The organism is Nocardia sp. NBC_00565 (assembly GCF_036345915.1).
In the GTDB taxonomy this organism is placed as follows: domain Bacteria; phylum Actinomycetota; class Actinomycetes; order Mycobacteriales; family Mycobacteriaceae; genus Nocardia.
Genome location: NZ_CP107785.1, coordinates 7,203,497 through 7,225,943 on the forward strand (window position 1 = coordinate 7,203,497; position 22,447 = coordinate 7,225,943).

The window sequence follows — 22,447 nt, forward strand, 5'->3', positions numbered from 1 at the left end:
CACCCGCTCTCTGTAGGGCAACACCATACAAGCAGCCGCCTCGATCACCTCCCGACGAAGCGCTTGACAACACTGCCCGCCGCTTAAATATATCAGCCATATTTTGATATATCACTTGGATAGGGCCCTGACATTCACCCCCCAGATCCGACCGCATGACCATGGTTGCCTTCATGCAGGCAGTCGCCGGTGCCCCGATTCTCCGATAGCGCCGGCATCATCGGCGGACCCGGAACTCGGCGAACACCACGCACGTGTGGACACCAACTTCAAACCCCGAGTCACCTACCCCGGTGACTTCTGGCACTACGCCCGAATCCTTACCGCCGCGAGAATGGTCGGAAGGCGGTACTCGCGCAGGTTCCCGAGGCGAGAAACCGGCCGTGACCGCAACTGCACAGGCCTCGGTCCGGACGAAACTCGGCAGAAATAGGTATGTATCCGGGTAGTTCCACCGTCGTGGTCGGGCGCCGAAGAGGACACCCTTGGCGGGACAGCATTCATAGCTATCGCGCCGAGGTTTCCATGTCCGAACACACATACGAATCCAGCGACGACCCCACCGGGGCCAAATCCGTATTGATGATTCGGCGCTGTGGGCGCTGCGACAAGTTGTTTCCGCCGCTGACCGCCGAGTGTTCGACGTGTCGGTCCTGGAATCTCGAGTGGGCGCCATCGTCTGGACTCGGTTCGATCGTGTCATGGCGGCTGGTGCACCGCAGTGTGGGCCGTCCGCACGCTCAGGTGGTGCCATTGACGATCGCCATTGTGGAACTCGACGAGGGTCCGTGGATGTACGCGACGATCGAAGGGGACGTCCCACCGCAGGCGGATCAGCCGATCCGCGTGCGATTCGAGCCACGTCCTCGGGTAGATCGCTTCCCGGTGTTCACTATCTGCCCCGCGGCGCCCGGTTCCGACGATGGCGTTCGTCCCGCGTCGCAGTGCCGGAGCGCTTGGAACGATGTGCGGTCTACCCGTCGTCCTGATGCCGAGCATCGATACGACGCGTCGTGGGTCCGGACATCGCTTCGCCAGTCTGATCTCATGGCTGCCGCGAAGTCTGTCGACACGGCGGCGAAGTCCATGCTCGATTTCGCGATCCGCTGGGCACCCTTCGGCGGCGCCACGGCCAGCGAGTTGCTCGTGACCTACGGTGTGACCCGTCGGCGGTTCTTGCAGATGGTGGACGAGGCGCTGCACCCACGGCGCACCGATAACGTCAATGTGCGCGGGCTGAAGCGCCATTTGCAGGACTCGCTGGCGCAGGCGTGGCGGATGCAATCTACCGCGTTCTCGGCCGGTAGCGCCTGATGTAGACATCTAGAACTCGGGGCGCGGACGGGCGGACCGTTCACCTTCGTTGGGGATACGCTGGGCATTAGCGAAAGGTGAGCGCATGGTGCCCGGTGCTCGCGTATATGCCGAGTGGATTGCCTGCCGCTGATGACAGCTGATGATCCGCTCCGGACCCGCCGCGATGTGATGACACCCGTCACGGCTGATTTGAGTGCGTCCGGGTTCGAGGACGCCGAAGAGGTCGGGCACGGTGGTTTTGGTGCGGTGTATCGCTGCAGGCAGGTGGTGTTGGATCGCACGGTGGCGGTGAAGGTGCTGACCGCCGAGCTGGACGAGGACAACCAGGCGCGGTTCTTGCGCGAGCAGCGGGCGATGGGCCGGCTGACCGGGCATCCGAACATCGTGCCTGTGCTGCAGGTGGGTGTCACCGCGAGTGGGCGGCCGTATCTGGTGATGCCGTATTACCCGTTGGATTCGCTGGATGCGTGGATCCGCCGGCAGGGCCCGTTGCCGGTGGAGACCGTGTTGTGGATCGGGGTGAGGATCGCTGGTGCGCTCGAGAACGCGCACCAGTTCGGAATTGTGCATCGCGATGTGAAGCCGGGAAATATTCTGCTCACCGATTATGGCGAGCCGGCGTTGACCGATTTCGGTATCGCGCGCATCGCCGACGCATTCCAGACGAGTGCGGGCACCCTGACCGGGTCCCCGGCATTCACCGCACCCGAGGCACTCGACGGCGATACCCCCACACCGGCCGCTGATGTCTACGGGCTGGGTGCGACCCTGTTCGCCGCGCTCACCGGGCATGCCGCGTTCGAACGCGGCAGCGGTGAGCAGGTGGTGGCTCAGTTCCTGCGGATCACCAGCCAGCCGGTGCCGGATCTGCGGGAAAGCGGCATTCCCGATGACGTGTCGGCCGTGGTGGAATCGGCGATGAGCCGGGACCCGCGGCAGCGGCCGTCGGCGGCCGCGGTGGGCGAGGCCATCGGGCAGGTACAGCTGCGCCACGGATACCCGGTCGGTGAGATGGCGCTGCACGTGACACCGGCCCGCGGGCTGCTGGACCACCTGTCACCGATGCGGGTATCGGCCCCGTCGCCGAGGGCGGGAGGTCGCGGCAACACCGGCGATCTGCCGCTCGAGCTGACCAGTTTCGTCGACCGCCGCACCGAGACGTCGGAGGTGAAGAATCTGTTGTCCACCTCCCGGTTGGTGACGTTGACCGGGATCGGTGGTGTCGGTAAGACCCGGCTGGCGCTGCGGGCGGCGGCGCATGCTCGGCGCGATTTCGCCGATGGGGTGTGGGTAATCGAGCTGGCCGACGTGCGCGACCCGGCACTGCTGGTCGATGTCGTGGCGGCCACCCTGGGCCTGCTGGACCAGCCCGACCGGCCATTGCTCGACGTTCTGGTCCATTTCCTGAGCTCGCGGGAAATGCTGCTGGTGCTCGACAACTGCGAGCAAGTGGTGGAGGCCTCGGCGGAGCTGGTCGAGACGTTGCTGGTGACTTGTCCGAGTCTGCGGATTCTCGTCACCAGCCGCGAGCCGCTCGACATCGCCGGGGAAGTAATGGTGCGGGTGTTGCCGCTGCCGGTCCCGGATCCCGACCGGGAGCCGGCGTTGCGAGGACTGCCCAAATACGACGCTGTGACTTTGTTCGCTGACCGCGCCGCAGCCGTGGTGCCGGGCTTCGAACTCTCCGAGGACAACAAGACCACTGTGGCCCGGATCTGTTCCCGGCTGGACGGGTTGCCGCTGGCGATCGAACTCGCGGCGGCGCGGATGCGCGCCATGTCACCCGATCAGATCCTGCAGCGGCTCACCGACCGGTACGCGCTGCTCACTCGCAGTAGTCGCACCGCGCCGGCGCGGCAACAGACGCTGCGGTGGTGTATCGACTGGAGCTATGAGTTGTGCACGCCGGTCGAGCAGCGGATGTGGGCCCGGTTATCGGTGTTCGCCGGCGGCTTCGAGCTCGATGCCGCCGAGCAGGTATGCGGTGCCGACCTGGCGCCGGAGAATCTGCTCGATGTGCTGTCCGGACTGGTGGACAAGTCGATTGTGATCCGGGAGGTAGAGGTATCGGATGCAGCCGTGCGCTTTCGGATGTTCGAGACCGTGCGCGACTACGGGCGGGAGAAGCTGCAGGGGACCGACGAAGACCGGGATCTGCGTCGACGACACCGCGACTGGTACCAGCGATTGGCTACGGATGCGGAGGCGGGATGGATCAGCGACCGACAGCTCGACTTACTCGCTCGGCTCGAGCGCGAACAACCGAATCTCCGGGACGTGCTCGAGTCCTGCCTTGCCGACGACAGTGCGGAGGCCGCCGACGCCGGGCTGCGCATCGCCGCCGCACTATTTCTGTTCTGGAGCTTTCGGGGCCAGTACAGCGAAGGCCGGCGCTGGCTCGACCGTGTCCTCGCCCACCCCGCCGCACACTCGATACCCGATCGCGTCAAAGCACTGCATACCAGCACGATCATGGCGGCGGTACAGGGCGACCTGCGCCGCGCGGCCACCTTCGTGGAGCAGGCACGCGCGCTCGCCGGACAGGACCCCGCTCCCACAATCCAGGCGCTGGCCGCGTCCGCCGAGGGCGCCCTGGCAATGTATCGAGGTGAACTCGATCGGGCGGTATCCACGCTTCGACCCACCCTCGAGGTGTTCGAATCGAGCAGGCCCCGGTATCTGTATTTGGCTGCGTTGTCCCTCCTCGGTTGGGCATACGCAGGCCAGGGCGATACAAGGCGGGCGATCGAATATCACGAGCAAATACGTTCCATCACCGAAGCGTGCGGCGAATCGCTGTTTCGGTCGACAACGCTGTGGGGGATGGGCGTTATCACGTGGCAGCGAAGGGAGCCGTCCCACGCACAAGAGTTGCTGCTGGAATCGCTGCGAATCAACCGGCGCGTACACAGCTCGTTCGTCGCGGCGCTCGACCTCGAGGGGCTGGCCTGGACTGTCGCCGATGGCAATGGCGAGCGTGCGGCCGTTCTGATGGGTGCCGCGGAAAATCTGTTGCGGTCCACCGCCGGTGTCGCGACTTTTCTCCAGGATCTATCCCACTTTCACGACGAATCCGAGCGCACGGTGCGTCGCGCGCTCGGTGACCGCGGGTTCGATGCGGCCTTCCGGCGCGGCCAGGCCATGGGAATGGACGCTGCGGTGGCCTACGCCCTCGGGGAGGAACCGCCAACCGTCACGCCGCCCGCCGCAGGACTGAAATTGACCAAGCGTGAACGGCAGGTCGCCGATCTTGTCGCCCAAGGACTCACCAACAAGCAGATCGCCGCGAAACTGGTGCTCTCGCAACGCACCGCACAGGGCCACGTCGAACACATCCTGAGCAAACTCGGATTCACCTCCCGCACCCAGATCGCGGCCTGGATCGTCGACGAGACCCAGCAAGAGAGTTCTTGACCGCACTCCCGGATTGGACGAGTCACCCCCGTCGGTATGGCTCTGGTGCTATCACGGAGGAGACTTCATCGCGTGAGGAGGCCGACATGGACGTCCGGTTCATCTCCGACGGCGGTGTGCGTGCATATCCGGCGACCGACCTGAAGGGCTTGCTCGACCGGCCCGACGGACTGGTCTGGGTGGACGTCCCGACCTGGGACGATCAAGCCGCCCACGCGTTGACCGACATCTTCGGATTTCATCCCCTCGCCATCCGGGACTCGATGAACCGCAACCAGGTGCCCAAAGTGCACCGGTACGCGGACCACATGTTCCTGGTGCTGCACGCACCGCAGTCGGGGGCGCACGGGCACGTGCATTACGTCGAACTCGACCAGTTCATCGGCGACCGTTACCTCGTGACGGTGCACGGACCGCTGAATCCGGCGATCGACCAGTCGACCGCGATGGTCGAGGTAGCTGCTGTGCTCGGCCGCCTGGAATCGGGCAAGCTCCAGCCCGCCAACGCATTCGAACTGTCCCACGCCCTGCTCGCCGCGCTGACCGCGCGAATGCGGACCTACACCGCCGAGCTGACCAAGGACGTCTGGAAACTCGAACAGCAAGTCACCGCCGGACATCTCGGCAATCCGGAAACCTTCCTCGACGAGATGTTCCGGGCCCGGCACGGCCTGCTGACGGTCCGCACCATGGCTGCGCTGAGCCACGCACTGTACGGCCGAATGGTCACCATCGAGGCGTTCGGCACCGGCACGGGGCAGCAGCTGCTGCTCGACGCAGTCGATCAGTTCGAGCACCTGACGGTGATGGCCGACAGCCAAAAGGATTACCTGCAGGGCACGATCGAGTTCTATCAGGCACGCACGAACACCAAGATGACCATCGCGGCCGAGCGGCTCGCCGTCATCGCCGCCATCACGCTGCCGATCACTGCCCTGTCGTCCATCATCGGCATGAACCTGATCGTGAACGAACGAACCCAATGGATCTGGCTGGCCCTGGCCCTGCTCGTGATGCTCGCGATATCGACGTACCTGCTCATCTGGGCGAAACGCAAAGGCTGGTTCTGACCCCTCGCCGTCCGCGGTGTTGCCCTATTTACTCGGCGTGGATGTTGGCTGGTTGATGGTCGTAAAGTATTGAGCGGCGGCCATAATGGCGATCGGTGCCGACACCAGCAAAGTCCCGACGATGGTACCCAGTGGTCCGAGGACGAGCATGCCACCGACGCAGCCGATGACAGCCGCCGGGATGAAGGCGCCGAACAGGCCGATGATGGCGGCCGAAGCGACTGTGGCACCGGCGATTCCGCCCAATATGCAGCCAACCGCGGCGCCGCCGATGGTGCCGATGGTGCCGCCCATCTGCATGGTGGTGGTCATGCGGTTCCAGGCCGCTTGTTCGCGTTCGTACTCGGACTTCCAGGGGGCTTGGATTCGAACGTAGGCGCGGCAACCTTACTTGCGGTGCCGTCCGGGGCGAGAAGGTAGTGCCGGAGCGAGGGGTGGTAGCTGAGTCGTATCGGCCAGCGGGTCAACGCGTAGCGTCGCGATGAAGTGGTCCACGGAGGTGAAGCCCGCGGCGTGGACGTGTGAGAGGAGTTCGACTGCGGGGGCTGTTGCGTCGGTTCGCTTCATACTGGCTCCCTTTGCCAGGCTGATGATGGTGGCACAGCGACAGGGAGTCGGTCTCCAGCCAGGAGCTCCCTGTCCGGTACAGCGAACGGCGGCTATGTGGGTGCGCCTGCCGCCTATGGCCTTCCGATTCACCGGAACGAGCAGAATCGTAGCGAATGCATGGCTATCACGGGGCGGTTTGCAGACTCGCGCGCGGTGCGCAACCTGCTCGACAACGCCACTCACTACGCCACCACCATCACCGTCCGCCTCCGACGCGACGATCGCCACGCCCACATCGAGATCGCCGACGACGGACCCGGCTAGCCGTTGCGCCGTCGTGGTGACGGCGCCACAGTTGCAGTCAGACCGATTCGGGTACACGCAGATGCGCGAGCGCCAATTCGAACTCACCGCCGTCGATCACATCGGCACCGGATCGACGGCTGGCGTCGGCCCGCAGCGAGGCAGCCTGGTCACGGTTGCGAATCATCGACTCGGCGCCGTCGTAGGTGACACAAGAGACGGCGCGCCCGGACGCCCTGTTGACCATGAGGCTCGCACTGCAGAACCCCTCGAGCGTCTCCATTTCCGACAGGAACTGGGACCGGTAGGCCTCGATGGCCGCGTCGAGCCGTTCCGGGTCGGTCTTGACCCAGGCAGCGCGGACACAGGCACCCTGCCGCGAACGGTGATCGCGATGCAGGACTGCGATCTCCCATTCCTCGACCTGGGCGCCGCCGCCGAATATCTCGGCGACGCGATCGCGAATCGGGCGAACCCGCTCGGCGCTAGCGCGCATCGCCTCCTCCGATTCCCACGCGCTCGTGGCGATGCACCGGCCGAGCTGCCGATCGACCAGCAAAGACAGCCCGACACAGCCCGTGATGTCGGCCAACACCGGCATCACGTCGTCACGCACATGCGCAATCCCGGCATCAATAGCGGAGAGTCGCGCCTGAATTGTGGTGGAGCGTGCGTACACGACCCCACCCCCTCTCGGCTCGGAGGCGGCGCCCCGGTGGCGCCACCGGTGCCATTCACACTGCTCCTCCGCAGACAGCCACGCAATAGCAGGTGCCTGGTGCACTCGGTTCGGCCGTCGGTCCACCCGGTCCCGATGTATTTGAACGACTTATTGATCCGCGCCGTTAAAACACCTCCGAAATTCGTCAGAGGGCCGTTAGGACAGTTCGTCCCCGGCGGAGCGCGAAATAGCTTGGCTTGTGGGCATTTTGGGGTTCACTTGGGCTGATGCGGGGGCGTTTGCCGGTGGTGCGTTGGGTGGTGCTTTTCTCGGTCCGCCGGGAGCGATGCTCGGATCGGCGGTGGGCTCTTACACGGGTGCCGCGTGGGGGGATGGGCAGAGCACCGGTGCGGCGATGGAAGAAGCCATGGTTTCAGGTATCGGTGCCGCGGGCGGCGCATGGGCGACCAATCTGGCCGGGAAACTCCTGACGGACGGGATCGGTTCGGCGGCAACGAAACTACTGTCCAATGGCGCCGCACGCAGGGTGGACACGGCCGCCGGGAAAGTCCTGCTGCCGTGGAACAAGCACGACGGCGGGCCAGTGGCCGCACTCGGTGGCGCCCTTGGTGGGTACCGGCCGTATCGGCGTTCGCCATGCTCGCCGCGGGCATGCCACACGACGCAACCAGCTGCGCGTCACTGCAATGGACCCGCTCACGAGACGCTCCCGACCGGCAGCGCGCGACGACATCGTCATGAACACGACCGCCCCAACTCACCCGATAAGCCACTGTCCGGGCCACCGAGCCGGAGACCCGGTGTCCACCTGCCCGGACACGCACAGCCCGCCTACCCGGAAGTCCCAGTGACCGTTGCCAAATGTTCGGGTTGTGGGCGCGCCGGATGAGTTACGAGGCACCTGAGATCAGTTGTCCCATTGACAGGGTAGGGTCTGCCGAAAGGTTCGAGTGCTGGTCCCGTATCGAACCTCCTGCGCCGGTAGACACTTCGAGTCCCGGTGTCGCGAGCGATCTATTTTTGACGGAACAGTCTGTGTCGGTAACTATTCGACTGGAGTGCTATGACCAGGAAATATCTGAGGGGTACTGCAGCGCTCACCGCGGTGGTCGGTGTAGCGACCATTGGCATTGCCAACGCACCCACCAATGCGGCACCTGGAGAAGTCGATGCCGGTGGCATGCACGTCGTCGCAGCGGTGGACACGAACGATATCGTCCCAGCCGGGGGCGATATAGCAACGGGAGTCCCGTTCGTGCACGCCGTCAAAGTGTCCGGAAATTACTCGGTGTCTGTCGACGGCATTCCATCCGTTCGCAGCGGAGAAATTGCGATCGGATACCTGATCGGCTGCGCCGTGGATCTCTCCAACGGCGTATCCGTCGGGATTGCGCCGGCCGTCGGCGTCAGCGCGGGTTACGCACCCTCGGTCGCGTTGACCCTTGGCTCGTCGCCCAGCCTCACTATCGCAGCTCAACCGAATGTCGGCGTCAATGCCGGTGTCGCCGGATCGATCCAGGTAACGCTCGCACCGGGGAACGTCACGGCGGCGATTATCGGTGTAGCCAGCCTGGATCAGGACGTAACGTTCCCCTACACGTACGGTCACACCAACACGCCACTGAACATCAGCTCATGCATGACCCCTGCATCAGCCATGCCGTTCATCACCGTGCGCACCGACGGTACCAACGGAAGCGCCCAGACAACCGGCTATGGAACACAATTCACGTTTTAGGGGACACCCGCCGCGCAACCGTGCGGTCAGCGTCTCGTCGCCGACCACCATCTGCACTGAGGCCCTGGCCGCGTTGAGTTGGGCAGCAGACCACCGACACCCACGTGTCGTCCGGAAGTCGCTGAGCGCAGGCCAGGGCCTACTCGGTGCGCTCGGATTCACCGTGGCACATGGCCTGTACTGCTAGACCTCGATTCGCGAACCCATGATGACGGTTCGTTCGCCGGGCAGGCCGAAATACTCGGCGGCATCAGCGGTGATGTAGGAGGTGGCGATGAACAGGCTCTTGCGCCATTGCGCCATCGTCGGTTCGGTCCCCTTCGTCAGTTCGATCTTCGACAGGAAGTAGGAGGCGTCGTCGACCGAAATCCGGCCTTCGGTTTTCGCCGGGTCGAGCAGGCGCAGGGTATTCGGGACGTTCGGTGTCTCCATGTACCCGAAATATGCGTTGACGTGGATGATTCCGTCCTCGGAGTAGCCCAGCGGGTCGATCTCGGTCCGCTGCGCGTCCGGTACCCGCGGCACCGGCAGCGTGATGATCGACAGGATCACCACGTGTTCGTGCAGCACGCGATTGTGCTCGACGTTGGCCCGCATCGCCAGCGGGGCGGTCTCCTTGCCTCGGTTGAGGAATACCGCGGTGCCCGGGATCCGCAGCAGCGGCGGCCGATAGTCCTGCAACTGGTCGACGAAGGCGCGCAGCGGACCTTCCACCTGCGCTCGCGCTCGGGTGACGACGTCGCGACCACGCGCCCAGGTGGTCATCACGGTGAAGGCGGTGAGCCCGATCAGCAGCGGCAACCACGCACCGTGCACCAGCTTGGTCATGTTCGCCGCCAGGAACAGCACGTCGACCACCAACAAGGGGATGGCACCGAGCAGGACGAGCCACAGCGGGATGCGCCACTTGGTGCGGGCGATGTAGAAGAACAACAGCGTCGTGATGGTGATCGTCGCCGTCACCGCCATGCCGAACGCGAATGCCAACGCCGCCGAACTGCGGAAGGCGAACACCAGCGTGATCACCGACACCATCAGCACCCAGTTGATCCACGGCACGTAGATCTGTCCGATCGTTGATTCCGAGGTGTGCGCGACTCGCAACCTCGGCAGGTAACCGAGCTGGGCCGCCTGCGAGGCCACCGAGAACGCGCCGGTGATCACCGCTTGTGAGGCGATCACCGTCGCGGCGGTCGCAAGCAGCACCATCGGCAACCGCGCCCAGCCGGGTGCGAGCAGAAAGAACGGGCTGTCCACGGCGCTCTCGTCACCGAGCAGCAGCGCACCCTGGCCGAAGTAGCTCAGCACACATGCGGGTAGCACGAGCCCGAGCCAGCCGCGAGTGATCGCCTTCCTGCCGAAATGACCCATGTCGGCATAGAGCGCCTCCGCACCGGTGACCGAGAGCACGACCGCGGCCAACGCGAAGAACGCAATTCCGAAGTGCCCGAACATGAAGCTCAGCGCATAGGTCGGCGAGAGCGCCTTCAGGATCTCCGGATGCTCGGCGATCCCTGCGACCCCGCATGCACCGATCGATACGAACCAGACGATCATCACCGGTCCGAACAGCCGACCGACCGCCGCCGTGCCACGGCGCTGGACCGCGAACAGCCCGACGATGATCACCACCGTGATCGGCACGATCAGCTCTGCCAATCCCGGCTCGACAACCTTCAGTCCCTCCACCGCGGATAGCACCGAGATCGCGGGAGTGATCATGCTGTCGCCGAAGAACAGTGCGGCGCCGAAGATACCGAGCCCGGCCAGCACCGCGGCCACCCGACCACCTCGTCCCCCACCCAGTCGCCGCAGCAGCGTGATCAGCGCCATGATCCCACCCTCACCGTCGTTGTCGGCGCGCATCACCAACAAGACGTAGGTCACGGTGACGATGATCATCACCGACCAGAAGATCAGCGACACAACGCCATACACGTTGTCGGTGCTGATCGGCACCGGGTGCGGGTCGTTCGGATTGAAGACGGTCTGCAGGGTGTAGATCGGGCTGGTTCCGATATCACCGAACACGACGCCGAGCGCGCCGACCACAATCGCGGCCCGAACGGGTCCGCCGCCGCCCGCCGCGTGCGTCGACGGACTTACTTCGGCCTCTGTGTCCATGGTGCACTCCTCGTATTGCGGGTTCGCACCATATCGTGCCGGGTACGCCGCGGTGTTGCTGGAATGACGCGGCGGATCGACGGCCGCGATACAACTCTCATCGGACCGGAAATCCTGGGCACATAAACCCCGGCATGCCACCGACACCCCTCACCTGCGGTATCGGATGCTCACGACCCGGCACAGCAGCAGACCGGCGTTCGACGAAAATCGGTTGGTCGGTGAGGTCCCGAAGAACGGGCGGGCCTCACCACTGCGATACAGCGATACCGGGCCGCTCGGTAGTCGCCACAAGCTGGTTCTTCACGAAATCTTGACTGCGACCAGGGGCGATCAGCGATCTACGCTGAAATGACAGGAAGGCATGTCGCCTACCGGACCACATGCTCGAACCCCGATGCCGAGGGGCTGGTCATGAACGCCATCAGTCAACCTAGTGTTTGGGCCGCTCAACCGGTGGATCTGCCTATCTACAGCACCACCGCGGTCGCCATCGGCACCGCGATCCTGCTGATCACCATCGTGCTGATCACCGCCGCAGTGCTCCTGGCCGCCCGAACCGGGCGGCAAAAGTAATGCCCGACCACGGCACCGCACCGCCTTTCATGCCCGTACGACCAAACGCGAGCAGCCCGCCGACTGAACTGCCCGGATAGCGATGCCGCAGGCAGAGCTGAACGAGCTACGCCTCAGCGATGCGGTCACCGAAATCGCGCGCCAGCACGGCCCGGGCATGAGCATGGGCCACCAGCAATCCCGCTTCCCGACGTAACCGACGGAGTTCACGGCGCCGCTCGCCGGACCCGGCCGTAGCTTCGAGTTCCTGGTCCAAGAGCCCGAGGGCACGCCACAGGCCACCTACCTGCTCGACGGTCGCCCCGTCGAGCAGACTTCTCGCCTCAGCGATGAGTTGGGACAGTCGACCTTCCAGGCCGAGCCGACGTTCCAGACCGAGCATTTCGCCTCCCGAGCGCGCACAGCTGTATGTCCACCGTCGGCGGCACCGAAGCCTGCTCCGCTGGTATCGCTGCCCAGCTTCCGCAGGTCTTCCGCACTGTGGCCGTTGGCTCCGCCGATCCATCAAGCCACACTTATTGCGCCGTTAAATAACGGTACATCAGATTATGGCTTGATAGAAGGCGTTCCCCGCGGCCATGCGCCGCTCCGGAGCGTCGGCGGAAGTGTTGACCGACAACGAGTCGTCGCCCCACTGATCAGCGCATTCGCGCGAACCGCGGCCACGCTGCATGCCCGCGGCGATCAGGGTTGAAGATCCAGCAACGGCCGAATCAACTCCGCCCCTTTACAGCTCAGCCAGTTCCGGAAGCTCATCAATTCCGGGTGCAGTGAACGCAGTTCGTCGATATCGACGTCGGGGTAGCAGCATGGTGAGCCCGGTCACCAAGTTCGACCGGCTGCTGTCGCGCCCGGAAGGAGCCTCTAACTTTCTCCGTTTTCAGCGCTCCCTGCATGCCGGTCGGCGTATATGCCGTGGAGCATGCCGGTGGCCTGGCCGATCTCGATGAGGTAGCCGTCTGGGTCGCGGAGATAACACCGGATCTCAGCTTTGCGGTCGAGTGGTTCGGTGAGGAATTGTGCCCCTTTGGCTTTGGCGTCGGAGTAGAACGCGGCGATGTCGGCGACCCGCACGTTCAAGAATGACGAGATTGGATCACCTGGTTCCGGGGGAGCCAGAATGACATCGGGCTTGTCCGGGGTCGGGCCGCCGCCCGGGTTCATGATGATCCAGCTGTTGGCGACCTTGACGATGGCCGGGTTCTCCTCCAGCACGACCCGGCCGCCGAAAATTTCGGCGTAGAAATCTCGGGAGCGAGCCACGTCGCGCACGGTCAGGAAATGCGTCAGGAGCAGTCCCAGTTCGGGAGCAGGTAGGTCGTTCCGATTGGTCACGATTCCCTCCGCGGGTTCAGTGTTCGCTGTTTCTGGTTCCACCGGTGCGGATCGCATTCGAGTGCTGCTCGGTCCCACTTGCCGCGTTCGGCGGCCGCTTGATAGGTGGTGTGCAGGAATTCCAGCAGGGTTCGTTCCGGATCTGCGGCAGTGCGTACCGCCTCGTAGGGCAGCAGAAACTGGCCGTTGTCGACGCTGTAGAAGGCGTGCCGAGGACCGACCGGATAGTCGGCGAAGCCGTCGGGTTCGGGATAGGCGTAGGCGTAGAAGGCGCCTTCGTCACCGCCACCCGGCCAGAAACCGCAACTACTCAACTCGTGGGAGTAGCCCTCCACCATCACCCAATCACCACAGTTGGGCGCGCCGCCCGGATGCTTCGGCGCGGCGCGGCCGGAGAACCTGGTACAGGCCAGATCCATGGCTCCCCAGAAGAACTGCACCGGGCTCACCTTGCCGATGAAATACGAGCGAAATTCGCTCATTACTCGATGGGCCGCGACGAGTTGGCGCCAGAACAGATGCACGGCGTCGCGATCATAGGAAGCATGCTCGTAGTCGTCGGCGAACGGGATCGCAGGATCGACCTCGTTGGGCTTCGCCTGAATTTCTACCGCAATGCCGAGCTCGTCGAGCGCACCCATTGTTTCGGCATAGAAATCTGCGACCGGCTTGGGTTCGAGCGCGACCTGACGGGCGTCGCCATCACTGGCTCGTATGTGCAACCGATGCTCGGTGAAGTCGAACTCGATGTCGAACACACCGGCCTCGTAGGGCATCGCGGAGGTGGTCAAACCCCGCGGGCTGACGTAGAGGGTGACCTGCCACCAGTGGTTGATCATCGGCGCGTTAGCGAGTCGAATCTTGCCGATGATCTGGGTCCACATGTGCACCGTGTCGCGGGTAGCGGTCCACTCCTCGACCCGCAACCGCGGCCAGCGCGACGACGCGATCTCCGCGCGAGTGGTCTCGGCCATCAGGCCTCCTCCGTCCGTCCGTCGGTTTCGGTGCCGGTCGCGGCGCGGATTCTGCAACCATGCCGTGGCGCCGCGGGCGTCGGCCCGGCGGCCGGCGGTCGGGTTTCGGCGACATGAAGGGTGAAATCAATTGCACCAGTGCGGAATCGGGTGCGCACTACGGCACGGTGAACTTCTTTGCCTGTCCGGAGACCACGGTGCCGTTGCGGTCGACGAGCGCCACCCGCACCTGCGCCTCGGAACCCGAGGTCAGGGGTGGCTGGCTGGGGTCCACCGTCAGGGGGACGGTGGCGCTCTGCGGGGAACCGTTGCAGTCGATGGAGTTCTGGGCGCCCTGGGCAGCGGGACGGTCGGCGTTGGGGTCGCCCATCATCGCCTGAATGCTCGCCACCCCGGCGGAGTCGTCGCAGCTGTAGTCGACTCGGACCATGTTCGATCCGGCACCGGTGATGTCGAGAGTCGCGGCGGCGAGCGCGGGAGCGGCAGCCACCACCGAGGCCGCGGCCATCGCGGTGAAGAAAGCCGCGATGCGGGCAGGGCGAAGAGAGTTCGGGGTAGTCATCATGGAGCTTCGTTCCTCCTGTGTGGCGGACATAGATCGCGGAACACAACGGGAAGAGACGCGGTACGCATCGCACCGCCAGCATCCATGGTCCAACCCTTTGCCCGCTGCGGTGGGAAAACCGCTCGAATGGCGCGTCGCGGCGGTGTGCACCTGGGTGAGCTTCGTCGCCAGCGCCGAGCCCGGTGCCGAGGATTACCATGCGCAAAATTGCGGGACACACCCATCACCCGAGCGATCGTCTTGATCGGCATGCCCTCTGACCGGCGCAAACGACGAATCTCAGCCCAATCCCGCCACGGCTGGCATCCCTTTGTCCTCCCTGGCTCGGTTAGAGCCAGGGTCACCGACATAGGGTCGGTTTTCAGATGCCACGCGGGGGTCAGTACGGGCTATCGACAAATATCAAATGTCGTTGCGGCCATATCCGAAAAATAGCTGATAAGAATGCGTCCCATGATAGAGACTGCCTCCAGCGAATTGATAGTTCGGCAGGCCGACTCGAATGACCGAACGTATATCGCGCGGCCTGCGCGGGCGGAATTTCGGGCTGACGTCGAGGGGCTGCGCGCGGTCGCGGTGCTGGCCGTCGTTGTCTTTCATGCGGGTGCGCAGGGTGTCAGTGGCGGGTTTGTCGGTGTCGATGTTTTCTTCGTCATCTCCGGGTTTCTCATCACCGGAATGTTGTGGCGTGAGGTGGCGGTTACCGGCACGATCGGGCTTGCGCGGTTCTATGGCGCTCGGGCGCGCAGGTTGCTACCTGCTGCGGGCATCGTGCTGGTGGCGACCGCGGTTGGTGCGGCGATGCTGTTGCCTCCGTTGCAGGCCCGCGAGGTGCTCGGCGACGGGATTGCCAGTGCGTTGTACGCGGGAAATTATCGGCTTGCCCTGCAAGGCACCGACTATCTCGCCGCCGATGCGCCGCCTTCGCCGTTTCAGCACTACTGGTCGCTCGGGGTGGAGGAGCAGTTCTATTTGGTGTGGCCTGCGCTGATCATCGGCATCGCCTGGTTTGCGCAGCGCCGCCGCAGGCCAGGAGCGGACGCCTCGCCGGTTCCGTATCTGCTTGTCCTCACGGTAGTTGCCGCGGTGTCGTTCGCGGTTTCGCTGGCCTGGACCAGCACGCTGCCGTCGCTGGCGTTCTTCGCGCTACCCGCACGGGCGTGGGAGCTGGCTGTCGGTGGCATCGTGGCGCTCTCGGTCCCCGTATGGCGCCGATTTCCGGCACCGCTGGCCACCGTCGCCGGGTGGCTAGGGCTGGCATTGATCGTCCTGAGTTGCACCCACTTGGACGGGCGGACACCGTATCCCGGTACCGCGGCGCTGCTGCCCGTGCTGGGCGCCGCGTTGATCGTCGCCGCGGGCTGTGCCGGACCCTGGCTGGGAGTCGGTCGCGCATTGTCGGCGGCTCCGCTGCGGGCGCTCGGTCGTCTTTCGTACTCCTGGTATCTCTGGCACTGGCCGGTGCTGCTGCTCGCGCCACGGCTGGTCGGTCACCCGCTCGATGCGGTCGGCTCGGTGGGCGCGGTCGTCACGGCCGGTGGCCTCGCCATGCTCACACTGTGGTTCGTCGAGGATCCCGCCCGTTTTGCGGCGCCGCTGCGGCGTTCGGCCACGCTGAGCCTCGCCGGCGGCGGTGTCGTCACCGCGGTCGCCGTCATCGTTGGGGTGGTGCTGCTCATGCTCGTGCCCGTCCCGGTGGGCCGTGGAGCGGCGGCCGAGGCCCTTACCGTGGTGGCGGCGCCAGACGCGCCGCCGTCGGAAGCCCTCGATCCGCACGACGCGGCGGTTCAACAGCTGACCGCGCAGGTGCAGGTCGCCGTCGCGGCATCGGCCGAATCGCATTCGGTTCCGTCGAATCTTTCCCCGGCGCTCGCCGACGCGCCTGCCGACAAAGCGGCGGTGTTCGGAAACGGTTGCGTGCGTTCCTGGCTCGATGTCGGGCAGCCCGAGTGCGCTTCGGGCGATCTCGGCTCGACAAGCATGGTGGCACTGGTGGGCGACTCGCACGCCGCGATGTGGAGCCCGGCGTTCGAGCAGATCGCCGAGCAGCGGCATTGGCGCCTGGAAACGATGAGCAAGGTCACCTGCCCGCTGATGGAACTGCCCATCACCAGCCCTTACCTGGGCCGGGAGTACACCGAATGTGTGCAGTGGCGTCATCAGATCCTGGCCCGGCTGCAGGCCGAACATCCGCGGCTGATCGTGCTGAGCATGTCCCGGCGGTACGGCGGCGACTTCGGGTTCACCACCTACGACCAAGCCTGGATCGATAGCCTGTCCCACCTGACCACACAGCTGCGGGCGACCGGCGCGAATGTCCTTGTTCTCGGGCCGATTCCGGATCCGCACACCACCGTGCCGACCTGCCTATCCGACCATCTGGACGACGCGCTGGTCTGCTCCCCGCCACGGCCGGTCGCCGTGAACGACGCGGGCATCGCAGCCGAACGGGCCGCGACGACGACGGGCGACGGGCAGTACGCCGACCTCACCGCGCTGTTCTGTACCACTGACCGCTGCCCGCTCATCACCCGCGACAACCTGATCTACCGGGACGACAATCACATGACGGTCACCTACGCCAAGTCGCTCGCGCCGATCGTTGCCGCGCTGGCCGAGCGCTCGCTCGCCCGCGACTGAACCCGGTGCGCGCGATCGAAATCGGGTCCTCCGGCCCGAGCTGATCAGGATCGCGGCGCCGCGCAGGCCTCCGGTCCGGCGGCACTGAACGATCCGTCAGAAGGACTGGGCCGCAATCAACCCCGACACGATCACCTCACCAGCCGAACCCGCCTCGCCGCCACCACCATCCGCGCCCGCCGCGCCAGATTCGCAGCACAGTCACCCTCGTCGTCCCGCGCGAGTCGTCGTGACATGTTCATGACCACTGCAAGAGTCAGCGTAGGCGGGTAAGGATGGTGGCGGCGACGCCAATGGTCTTGGCGCACACATCCCAATCGACGCCGGTGGATATCCCGGGGACCGCGATCCCGAGGTGGAACGATCCGCCGGAAAGCACCGATACTTGGACACCGCAGCTGCCGTTGCGGCCGTCGGGACGGACGCTGGGCGCCAACACGGCGCGGTGACCATCGATGGCGATCTGCTGCTCGAGCGGAACACGAACTTTACGCTCAGCGAGGTCGGTGAGGTCGCTGGTATTCGGTGCGAATCCGATAGTGAAGCTGCCAGAAACAGAGGTTTGCACGGAGAACCAGGAACAGGCCGGCAGCGCGCGTGGGGGCATTGCGGCACTGGGTGTGGGTTCGAGGACGAGGCGAGCAATGTCGTCGGCATCGAGCGCGCTGCACGGATGGTAGGTGAGATCGGCCATGGTCCATGGTTGCGGCGGTACTGGGGCGACCGGCGGGGCCGCGATGCTCGACGACGACGCAGCCGCCGACTGTGCGTGGTTATCGGTCTCGCATCCGGCCACCACCATCGCGGCGGTGGCCACCCCGACCATCCACCAGCCGCGGGCACACGAAAAGATCGGCATCGCTCATCCCTCCCGGCACCGATTCCACCAAACCATTCAGCGGCTGTCCAGAAGGGGGCGAATCTTTACAGCTACCGGGATTAAGGATGATCTTCGCGTTCTCCGGCACACGATACGGACCCAGGAGATCGGGCTCGACGGTGCTGCGGAACCAGATCGGGAACGCCGGATGCAAGCGGAACGCCTCATCGATGACGCGCCGCCCGTACTCCAGCTGTGGAAGCTCCGCGAAGGTGGGTCGCTCCCCGGTCGCGACCCGATCGAGCTCGGCGACCATCGTCTCGACTACATCGGGGTGGTGTGCCAGTTCGTAGGCGGCCCAGGTCAATCCGGTGGCGGTCGTCTCGTAACCCGCCATGAACAACGTGAAGATCTCGTCGCGCAACTGCTGATCGCTCATCCGCTCACCGGAGTCTGCGTCCTGCGCGGCTAGCAGCAGCCCGAGCATGTCTTCGTGTTCGACGCCGCCGGCCCGGCGTTCCTCGATGAGTCCATAGACCTCCGCGTCCAGAGCCGCTACCGCACGGCGATAGCGGACCGCACCCGGCAGTGGAAACCAGTTGGGCAGGAAGAACGTCCACACCTTCGACGCCAGCCCCACAAACACCTCGGAGGTGAGCTCGCGCAGCCGTTCCACTCGCTCGGCATCGATCGAGGTGCTGAACAGCACGCCCAGTACGATCTCGACGTTGAGTTCGATGCACTCGTCTAGGAAGTTCACCGGACCGGCGCTGTCCGCCCACCGTTTTACGGCACGGTCGAGGCATGCCGAGATGTGTTCCTCCATCAACTGCAGTTGACGAGCGTGGAAGGCCGGTTGCATGAGCCGCCGCTGCTGTTTCCACAGGTCACCTTCACTGGTGACCAGCCCGTTTCCCAGTGCGGCGCGGAACGGCTCCATCATCGAACCTTTGACATAGTTCGCCGCGTTGGTCTGCAGGATTCGGCGCACGTAGTCCGGGTGGCTGACGATGTAGGTTTCGAGGGGCCCGGCACCGAGTCGGACCAAGCCGTCATGGCGGGCTGCGGAGTCCATGACGAAACGGAACGGATCGCGGAACAGACCCAGCCGGATGCCAGTGGATGGTGGTGCTTCGGACGTCGTCGGTTCGGGACTTGTCGAAGATCGCGTCATCTTCTCGTATTTCTCTCGCTACACCTGAGATCGGCAAGCTCGCATACGAATCCCGCCGCGCTGTCAGGGCGACCGAGCTAGTGCCACGCCGCACCCGCGAAAAGCATAGGCCGCCAGCTCGATCCGCAACCGGAGAACCTTCAGGTAGACGGGATAATTTCCCGTCCGCCAATCCGCACTCGCTCGCCGCTGCGACGGTAGGAGGGCCGTTGGGAAGCAAGTACTACCTGTTCCCCCAGGGAGGCTGCGCGGTTCCGGGCCAGCACAGCGTCGCGGGGATGCCGATCGCAGTGGCGATCGGGCCGACCCCGGCCTGGCTGATCAGTTGGGCGGCAAGCGATCCCAGCTCGGTGAAGGAGTTGATACGCGACAGCACAGCGGCATCGACATGGCGCTGCCGCAGGGTTCTCCACAGCACGTTCGAAACTGTCGTACCGGCACCGGCGAGCAGACATAGCACCGCTACCCCGGCGATCGTGCAACTGGCCGCATCACCGTTCGGTTCCCGGGGGATCGGAACGATCGCACGCAGCAGTGCGCCAGTAGCGGCTCGCCGCCGTGCTGGCCTATTGCGAAGGAGTCCTGGTTGGGTCGCCGGGCGTGGCCGGCAATACGTTTCGCCGTGGCGGGCCGAGACTGTCGAAACGTTGCCACGCATGGGGATTCGACATCGAACCGGCGCTATACCATCATGGCCGTTCCGGCCGGAACCAGGTAACGCGCTCTCCGGAATAGCGACTCGGCACGGACTCCGTGCTAGGTCCCCGCAGTGCACCCAAATTGTATGGAGTTCCATTCTTGAGTACGCCGCCGCCCCAAACCCATCCCCAATCGTGCCCGGTCTTCCACGGCTCGCCGTTCGATTCCGATGACCCGCGGGTGCCGATGCATGCGCCGGAATTCGCCGCCGATCCGCACCACGCCTACCGCGAAATGCGAAGGCAGTATGGCTCTTTGGCGCCTGTCGAGCTAGCGCCGGGGGTACCCGCCACGTTGGTGATCGGTTACCACACAGCGGTGCGGATCCTCAACGATCCTGAGCACTTCCCCGCCGACCCGCGCACCTGGCAGAAGACCGTCCCCGCCGACTGCCCCATCCTCCCGCTTGTGGAGTGGCGTCCTATCGGGAGTAAAAGCGCCGGGCTCGATTTGGTGCGCTACCGGCAGGCCATCACCGCGAGCATCGACACAATAGATCTGTATGCGCTCCACCGCATTGTGGAGGAGATCGCCATCCCGCTGGTCAACACCTTCTGCCAGGACGGTACCGCCGATCTGATCAGCCAGTACGTGTTCCCGCTGGTGTTCGAGGTCGTCAATACCCTGCTCGGCTGCCCGCCGCAAATAGGGCAGCGCCTCGCCGCGGGTACGGCCGCGATCGTCGAGGGTGTCGATGCCGACAACGGCAACAAGATGTTGTTCGAGGCGCTGCTGGAATTGGTGGCGCTCAAACGGGCCGAACCCGGAAACGACATCACCACAGTGCTGCTGCGGCATCCAGCCGAACTCGATGAACTGGAGGTGGTCCACAACGTCGCGGCAGTCTACGGCACGGGGATCGAATTCCTGCTGAACTTGATCGTCAACACCCTGCTGGTGATCCTCACCGACGATCGGTTCGGTGGCAGCGTGATGGGCGGGAACCTCTGTTCGCGCGAGGCTCTGGACGAGGTCTTGTTCAACGACCCGCCGCTAGCGAACCTCCTGATCAGCTACCCCCGTCAGCCAATCCTCGTCGACAATGTCTGGCTGCCCGCACACCAGCCGATCGTCATCAGCATGGTGGCATGCAACAACGACCCCGCGATCAGGACGGAGGATCTGTCGGGCAATCGCGCACACTTGGCATGGGGCATCGGCCCGCACGCCTGCCCAGCGCAATCGGCCGCCTACCTGATCGCTCAGGACGCCATCGATCAGATTCTCGACGCGCTGCCCGAGATGCGGCTGGACACAACGACCGGCGCACCGACCTGGCGGCCGGGCCCCTTCCACCGAGCCCTGACCGCACTGCCGGTAACGTTCCCACCCTCTGCTCCATTGAACGTGTACGGCGAATCGGCTGTCCAGCCAGCCGTCCGTTCGTGATCGACACGCAACCCGAACAGCTAGCGGGCCATTGGGAGGTCAGACGCGGCGGTTCTCGGCGGTCAGGAACGTTGTTCCAGGCCATCACCGGCCGCTGTGGTGGTCCGACATCGCCGTGCGGATCGCGGCGGTGAAGGCATCCGGGGCCTCGATGTGCACAAGGTGGCCCGCGCCGGGAATCACCTCGGTGCGGATCGATGGCACGGCGCCGGTGATCCGCCGGTGCACCTTGTGGAAGAAGACGTTGCTGTTCGCGCCGATCAGGAAGGTCACGGGGACCTCGATGTCCTTGATCCTGCGCATCGGGAAGTGCTCGAACATCGCACCGAACGGATGTGGGTCGAGTTCGGCCAAGATGTTGCTCGCGTGGGCACGGATCATGTTCTGTTGGTGTTCGGACAGCGCCTGGAACGACGCCTCGCCGGCCACAACGCGGAAGAAGATCTCGGCGCTCTTTTCGGGCTTCCCGCGTAGCTGGGCCCATTTGGCCCGTCCGATCATGCCCAGCGAACCTGCCGTCGGATGCCGCAGACCGTGCAGCGGCGGCTCCACCACGATCAGCCGCTGCACCAGGTCGGGACGGTCGGCGGTCAGCGCCAGCGCGATATTGCCGCCCGAACTCCAGCCGACCACGCTGGCCGGGCCCGCGGCCACCTGCTCGAGCAGGAAAACCGCATCGGCCACGTGGCGGCGGTAGTCGCGCACCGGCGCGTGCGTCGACGCGCCATAGCCGCGCCGATCATAGGCAATGACGCGGTGTCCGTCCGTCGTCAGGTCATCGATAGTCCGACCCCAGATCGCGGCCGGTACACCCGACCCGTGAATCAGCAGCAACGCTTGCCCGGATCCGCGCACATCGTAAGCAAGGTCCACGCCCTCGTGGGCAAGGAACATGTGCGCCAACTCCTTTTCGATCATCGGCTCGAGGTGACAGTGGTCCGCGCGACCGCGGGCTGGTCGGCAATCTATTCGAGGTTTCCGATCCGCGTACCGTCACGGCTGGGAAGTCACTCCTTCAGGACGCGCCCAGTGCCATGAGGTCGTACCGGTCCGGCCAGGTGGCGTGCTCGCTCGGTGG

The 22,447-nt window shown here is 64.9% G+C and carries 19 protein-coding genes and 2 pseudogenes; 8 read left to right on the forward strand and 13 right to left on the reverse strand.

All coding sequences use genetic code 11. From position 1 onward, the window contains the following. Positions 1-582 precede the first annotated feature (582 nt). The 3 genes from OG874_RS33255 to OG874_RS33265 all read left to right on the forward strand — a co-directional run bounded on the left by OG874_RS33255 (position 583) and on the right by OG874_RS33265 (position 5,801). Positions 583-1,314, forward strand: coding sequence for a Zn-ribbon domain-containing OB-fold protein (locus OG874_RS33255; protein ID WP_330257526.1), 732 nt, complete (start codon positions 583-585; stop codon positions 1,312-1,314). A gap of 132 nt (positions 1,315-1,446) precedes the next feature. After that, the gene (locus tag OG874_RS33260) at positions 1,447-4,731 is read left to right on the forward strand and encodes a protein kinase domain-containing protein (RefSeq protein ID WP_330251034.1); all 3,285 of its coding nucleotides are present in this window, start codon (positions 1,447-1,449) and stop codon (positions 4,729-4,731) included. Positions 4,732-4,817: 86 nt separating this feature from the next. After that, positions 4,818-5,801 carry a magnesium transporter CorA family protein gene (locus OG874_RS33265; RefSeq protein WP_330251035.1) on the forward strand — a complete coding sequence of 328 codons (984 nt, stop codon included), beginning with the start codon at positions 4,818-4,820 and terminating at the stop codon, positions 5,799-5,801. A 24-nt stretch (positions 5,802-5,825) separates the two neighbouring features. Here OG874_RS33265 and OG874_RS33270 read toward each other — a convergent pair. Both OG874_RS33270 and OG874_RS33275 read right to left on the reverse strand, forming a co-directional pair. Further along, positions 5,826-6,164: pseudogene (locus OG874_RS33270) on the reverse strand (hypothetical protein); the annotation flags it as partial. Positions 6,165-6,188: 24 nt separating this feature from the next. Next, positions 6,189-6,368 carry a hypothetical protein gene (locus OG874_RS33275; protein ID WP_330251037.1) on the reverse strand — a complete coding sequence of 60 codons (180 nt, stop codon included), beginning with the start codon at positions 6,366-6,368 and terminating at the stop codon, positions 6,189-6,191. A gap of 159 nt (positions 6,369-6,527) precedes the next feature. Between OG874_RS33275 and OG874_RS33280 the strand changes: the two genes are divergently transcribed. After that, positions 6,528-6,674, forward strand: a complete 147-nt coding sequence (locus tag OG874_RS33280) for an ATP-binding protein (protein WP_330251038.1) — start codon at positions 6,528-6,530, stop codon at positions 6,672-6,674. A gap of 37 nt (positions 6,675-6,711) precedes the next feature. On the opposite strand, the gene OG874_RS33285 is transcribed toward OG874_RS33280, so the two are convergent. Further along, positions 6,712-7,332, reverse strand: a complete 621-nt coding sequence (locus tag OG874_RS33285; RefSeq protein ID WP_330251039.1) for a hypothetical protein — start codon at positions 7,330-7,332, stop codon at positions 6,712-6,714. Positions 7,333-8,398: 1,066 nt separating this feature from the next. On the opposite strand from OG874_RS33285, the gene OG874_RS33290 reads away from it, so the two are divergent. Beyond that, complete coding sequence (locus OG874_RS33290; protein WP_330251040.1) at positions 8,399-9,073, forward strand: MspA family porin; 675 nt, start codon at positions 8,399-8,401, stop codon at positions 9,071-9,073. 183 nt (positions 9,074-9,256) lie between these two features. Here the strand turns inward: OG874_RS33290 and OG874_RS33295 are convergent, their stop codons facing one another. Then, positions 9,257-11,197 (reverse strand): potassium transporter Kup, encoded by a 1,941-nt coding sequence (locus tag OG874_RS33295; RefSeq protein ID WP_330251041.1) that lies wholly within the window; start codon positions 11,195-11,197, stop codon positions 9,257-9,259. A 351-nt stretch (positions 11,198-11,548) separates the two neighbouring features. On the opposite strand from OG874_RS33295, the gene OG874_RS33300 reads away from it, so the two are divergent. Beyond that, positions 11,549-11,773: a hypothetical protein gene (locus tag OG874_RS33300; protein WP_330251042.1), complete on the forward strand. Its 225-nt coding sequence runs from the start codon at positions 11,549-11,551 to the stop codon at positions 11,771-11,773. A gap of 106 nt (positions 11,774-11,879) precedes the next feature. On the opposite strand, the gene OG874_RS33305 is transcribed toward OG874_RS33300, so the two are convergent. From OG874_RS33305 to OG874_RS33325, 5 genes and pseudogenes are all read right to left on the reverse strand, one after another. Further along, positions 11,880-12,155 carry a hypothetical protein gene (locus OG874_RS33305; RefSeq protein WP_330251043.1) on the reverse strand — a complete coding sequence of 92 codons (276 nt, stop codon included), beginning with the start codon at positions 12,153-12,155 and terminating at the stop codon, positions 11,880-11,882. Positions 12,156-12,637: 482 nt separating this feature from the next. After that, positions 12,638-13,108 (reverse strand): VOC family protein, encoded by a 471-nt coding sequence (locus tag OG874_RS33310; protein WP_330251044.1) that lies wholly within the window; start codon positions 13,106-13,108, stop codon positions 12,638-12,640. After that, entirely contained in the window at positions 13,105-14,082 is a 978-nt protein-coding gene (locus OG874_RS33315; protein WP_330251045.1) for a DUF5996 family protein, read from the reverse strand. The genes OG874_RS33310 and OG874_RS33315 overlap by 4 nt, the downstream gene beginning before the upstream one ends. Positions 14,083-14,239: 157 nt before the next feature. Beyond that, a complete protein-coding gene (locus OG874_RS33320; protein ID WP_330251046.1) occupies positions 14,240-14,647 on the reverse strand; it encodes a hypothetical protein in 408 nt (135 codons plus the stop codon). A 206-nt stretch (positions 14,648-14,853) separates the two neighbouring features. Beyond that, a pseudogene (locus OG874_RS33325) lies at positions 14,854-14,997 on the reverse strand (hypothetical protein); the annotation flags it as partial. A gap of 103 nt (positions 14,998-15,100) precedes the next feature. Between OG874_RS33325 and OG874_RS33330 the strand changes: the two are divergent. After that, on the forward strand, positions 15,101-17,287 hold the full coding sequence (locus tag OG874_RS33330; RefSeq protein ID WP_330251047.1) for an acyltransferase family protein: 2,187 nt from the start codon (positions 15,101-15,103) through the stop codon (positions 17,285-17,287). A 256-nt stretch (positions 17,288-17,543) separates the two neighbouring features. On the opposite strand, the gene OG874_RS33335 is transcribed toward OG874_RS33330, so the two are convergent. From OG874_RS33335 to OG874_RS33345, 3 genes are all read right to left on the reverse strand, one after another. After that, positions 17,544-18,146 (reverse strand): DUF3558 family protein, encoded by a 603-nt coding sequence (locus OG874_RS33335; RefSeq protein WP_330251048.1) that lies wholly within the window; start codon positions 18,144-18,146, stop codon positions 17,544-17,546. Next, complete coding sequence (locus OG874_RS33340) at positions 18,061-19,281, reverse strand: cytochrome P450 (RefSeq protein ID WP_330251049.1); 1,221 nt, start codon at positions 19,279-19,281, stop codon at positions 18,061-18,063. The genes OG874_RS33335 and OG874_RS33340 overlap by 86 nt, the downstream gene beginning before the upstream one ends. 223 nt (positions 19,282-19,504) lie before the next feature. After that, entirely contained in the window at positions 19,505-19,699 is a 195-nt protein-coding gene (locus OG874_RS33345; RefSeq protein ID WP_330251050.1) for a hypothetical protein, read from the reverse strand. Between the two features lie 380 nt (positions 19,700-20,079). On the opposite strand from OG874_RS33345, the gene OG874_RS33350 reads away from it, so the two are divergent. After that, the gene (locus OG874_RS33350; protein WP_330251051.1) at positions 20,080-21,369 is read left to right on the forward strand and encodes a cytochrome P450; all 1,290 of its coding nucleotides are present in this window, start codon (positions 20,080-20,082) and stop codon (positions 21,367-21,369) included. Positions 21,370-21,453: 84 nt separating this feature from the next. On the opposite strand, the gene OG874_RS33355 is transcribed toward OG874_RS33350, so the two are convergent. Continuing rightward, on the reverse strand, positions 21,454-22,287 hold the full coding sequence (locus OG874_RS33355; protein WP_330251052.1) for an alpha/beta fold hydrolase: 834 nt from the start codon (positions 22,285-22,287) through the stop codon (positions 21,454-21,456). Positions 22,288-22,447 lie beyond the last annotated feature (160 nt).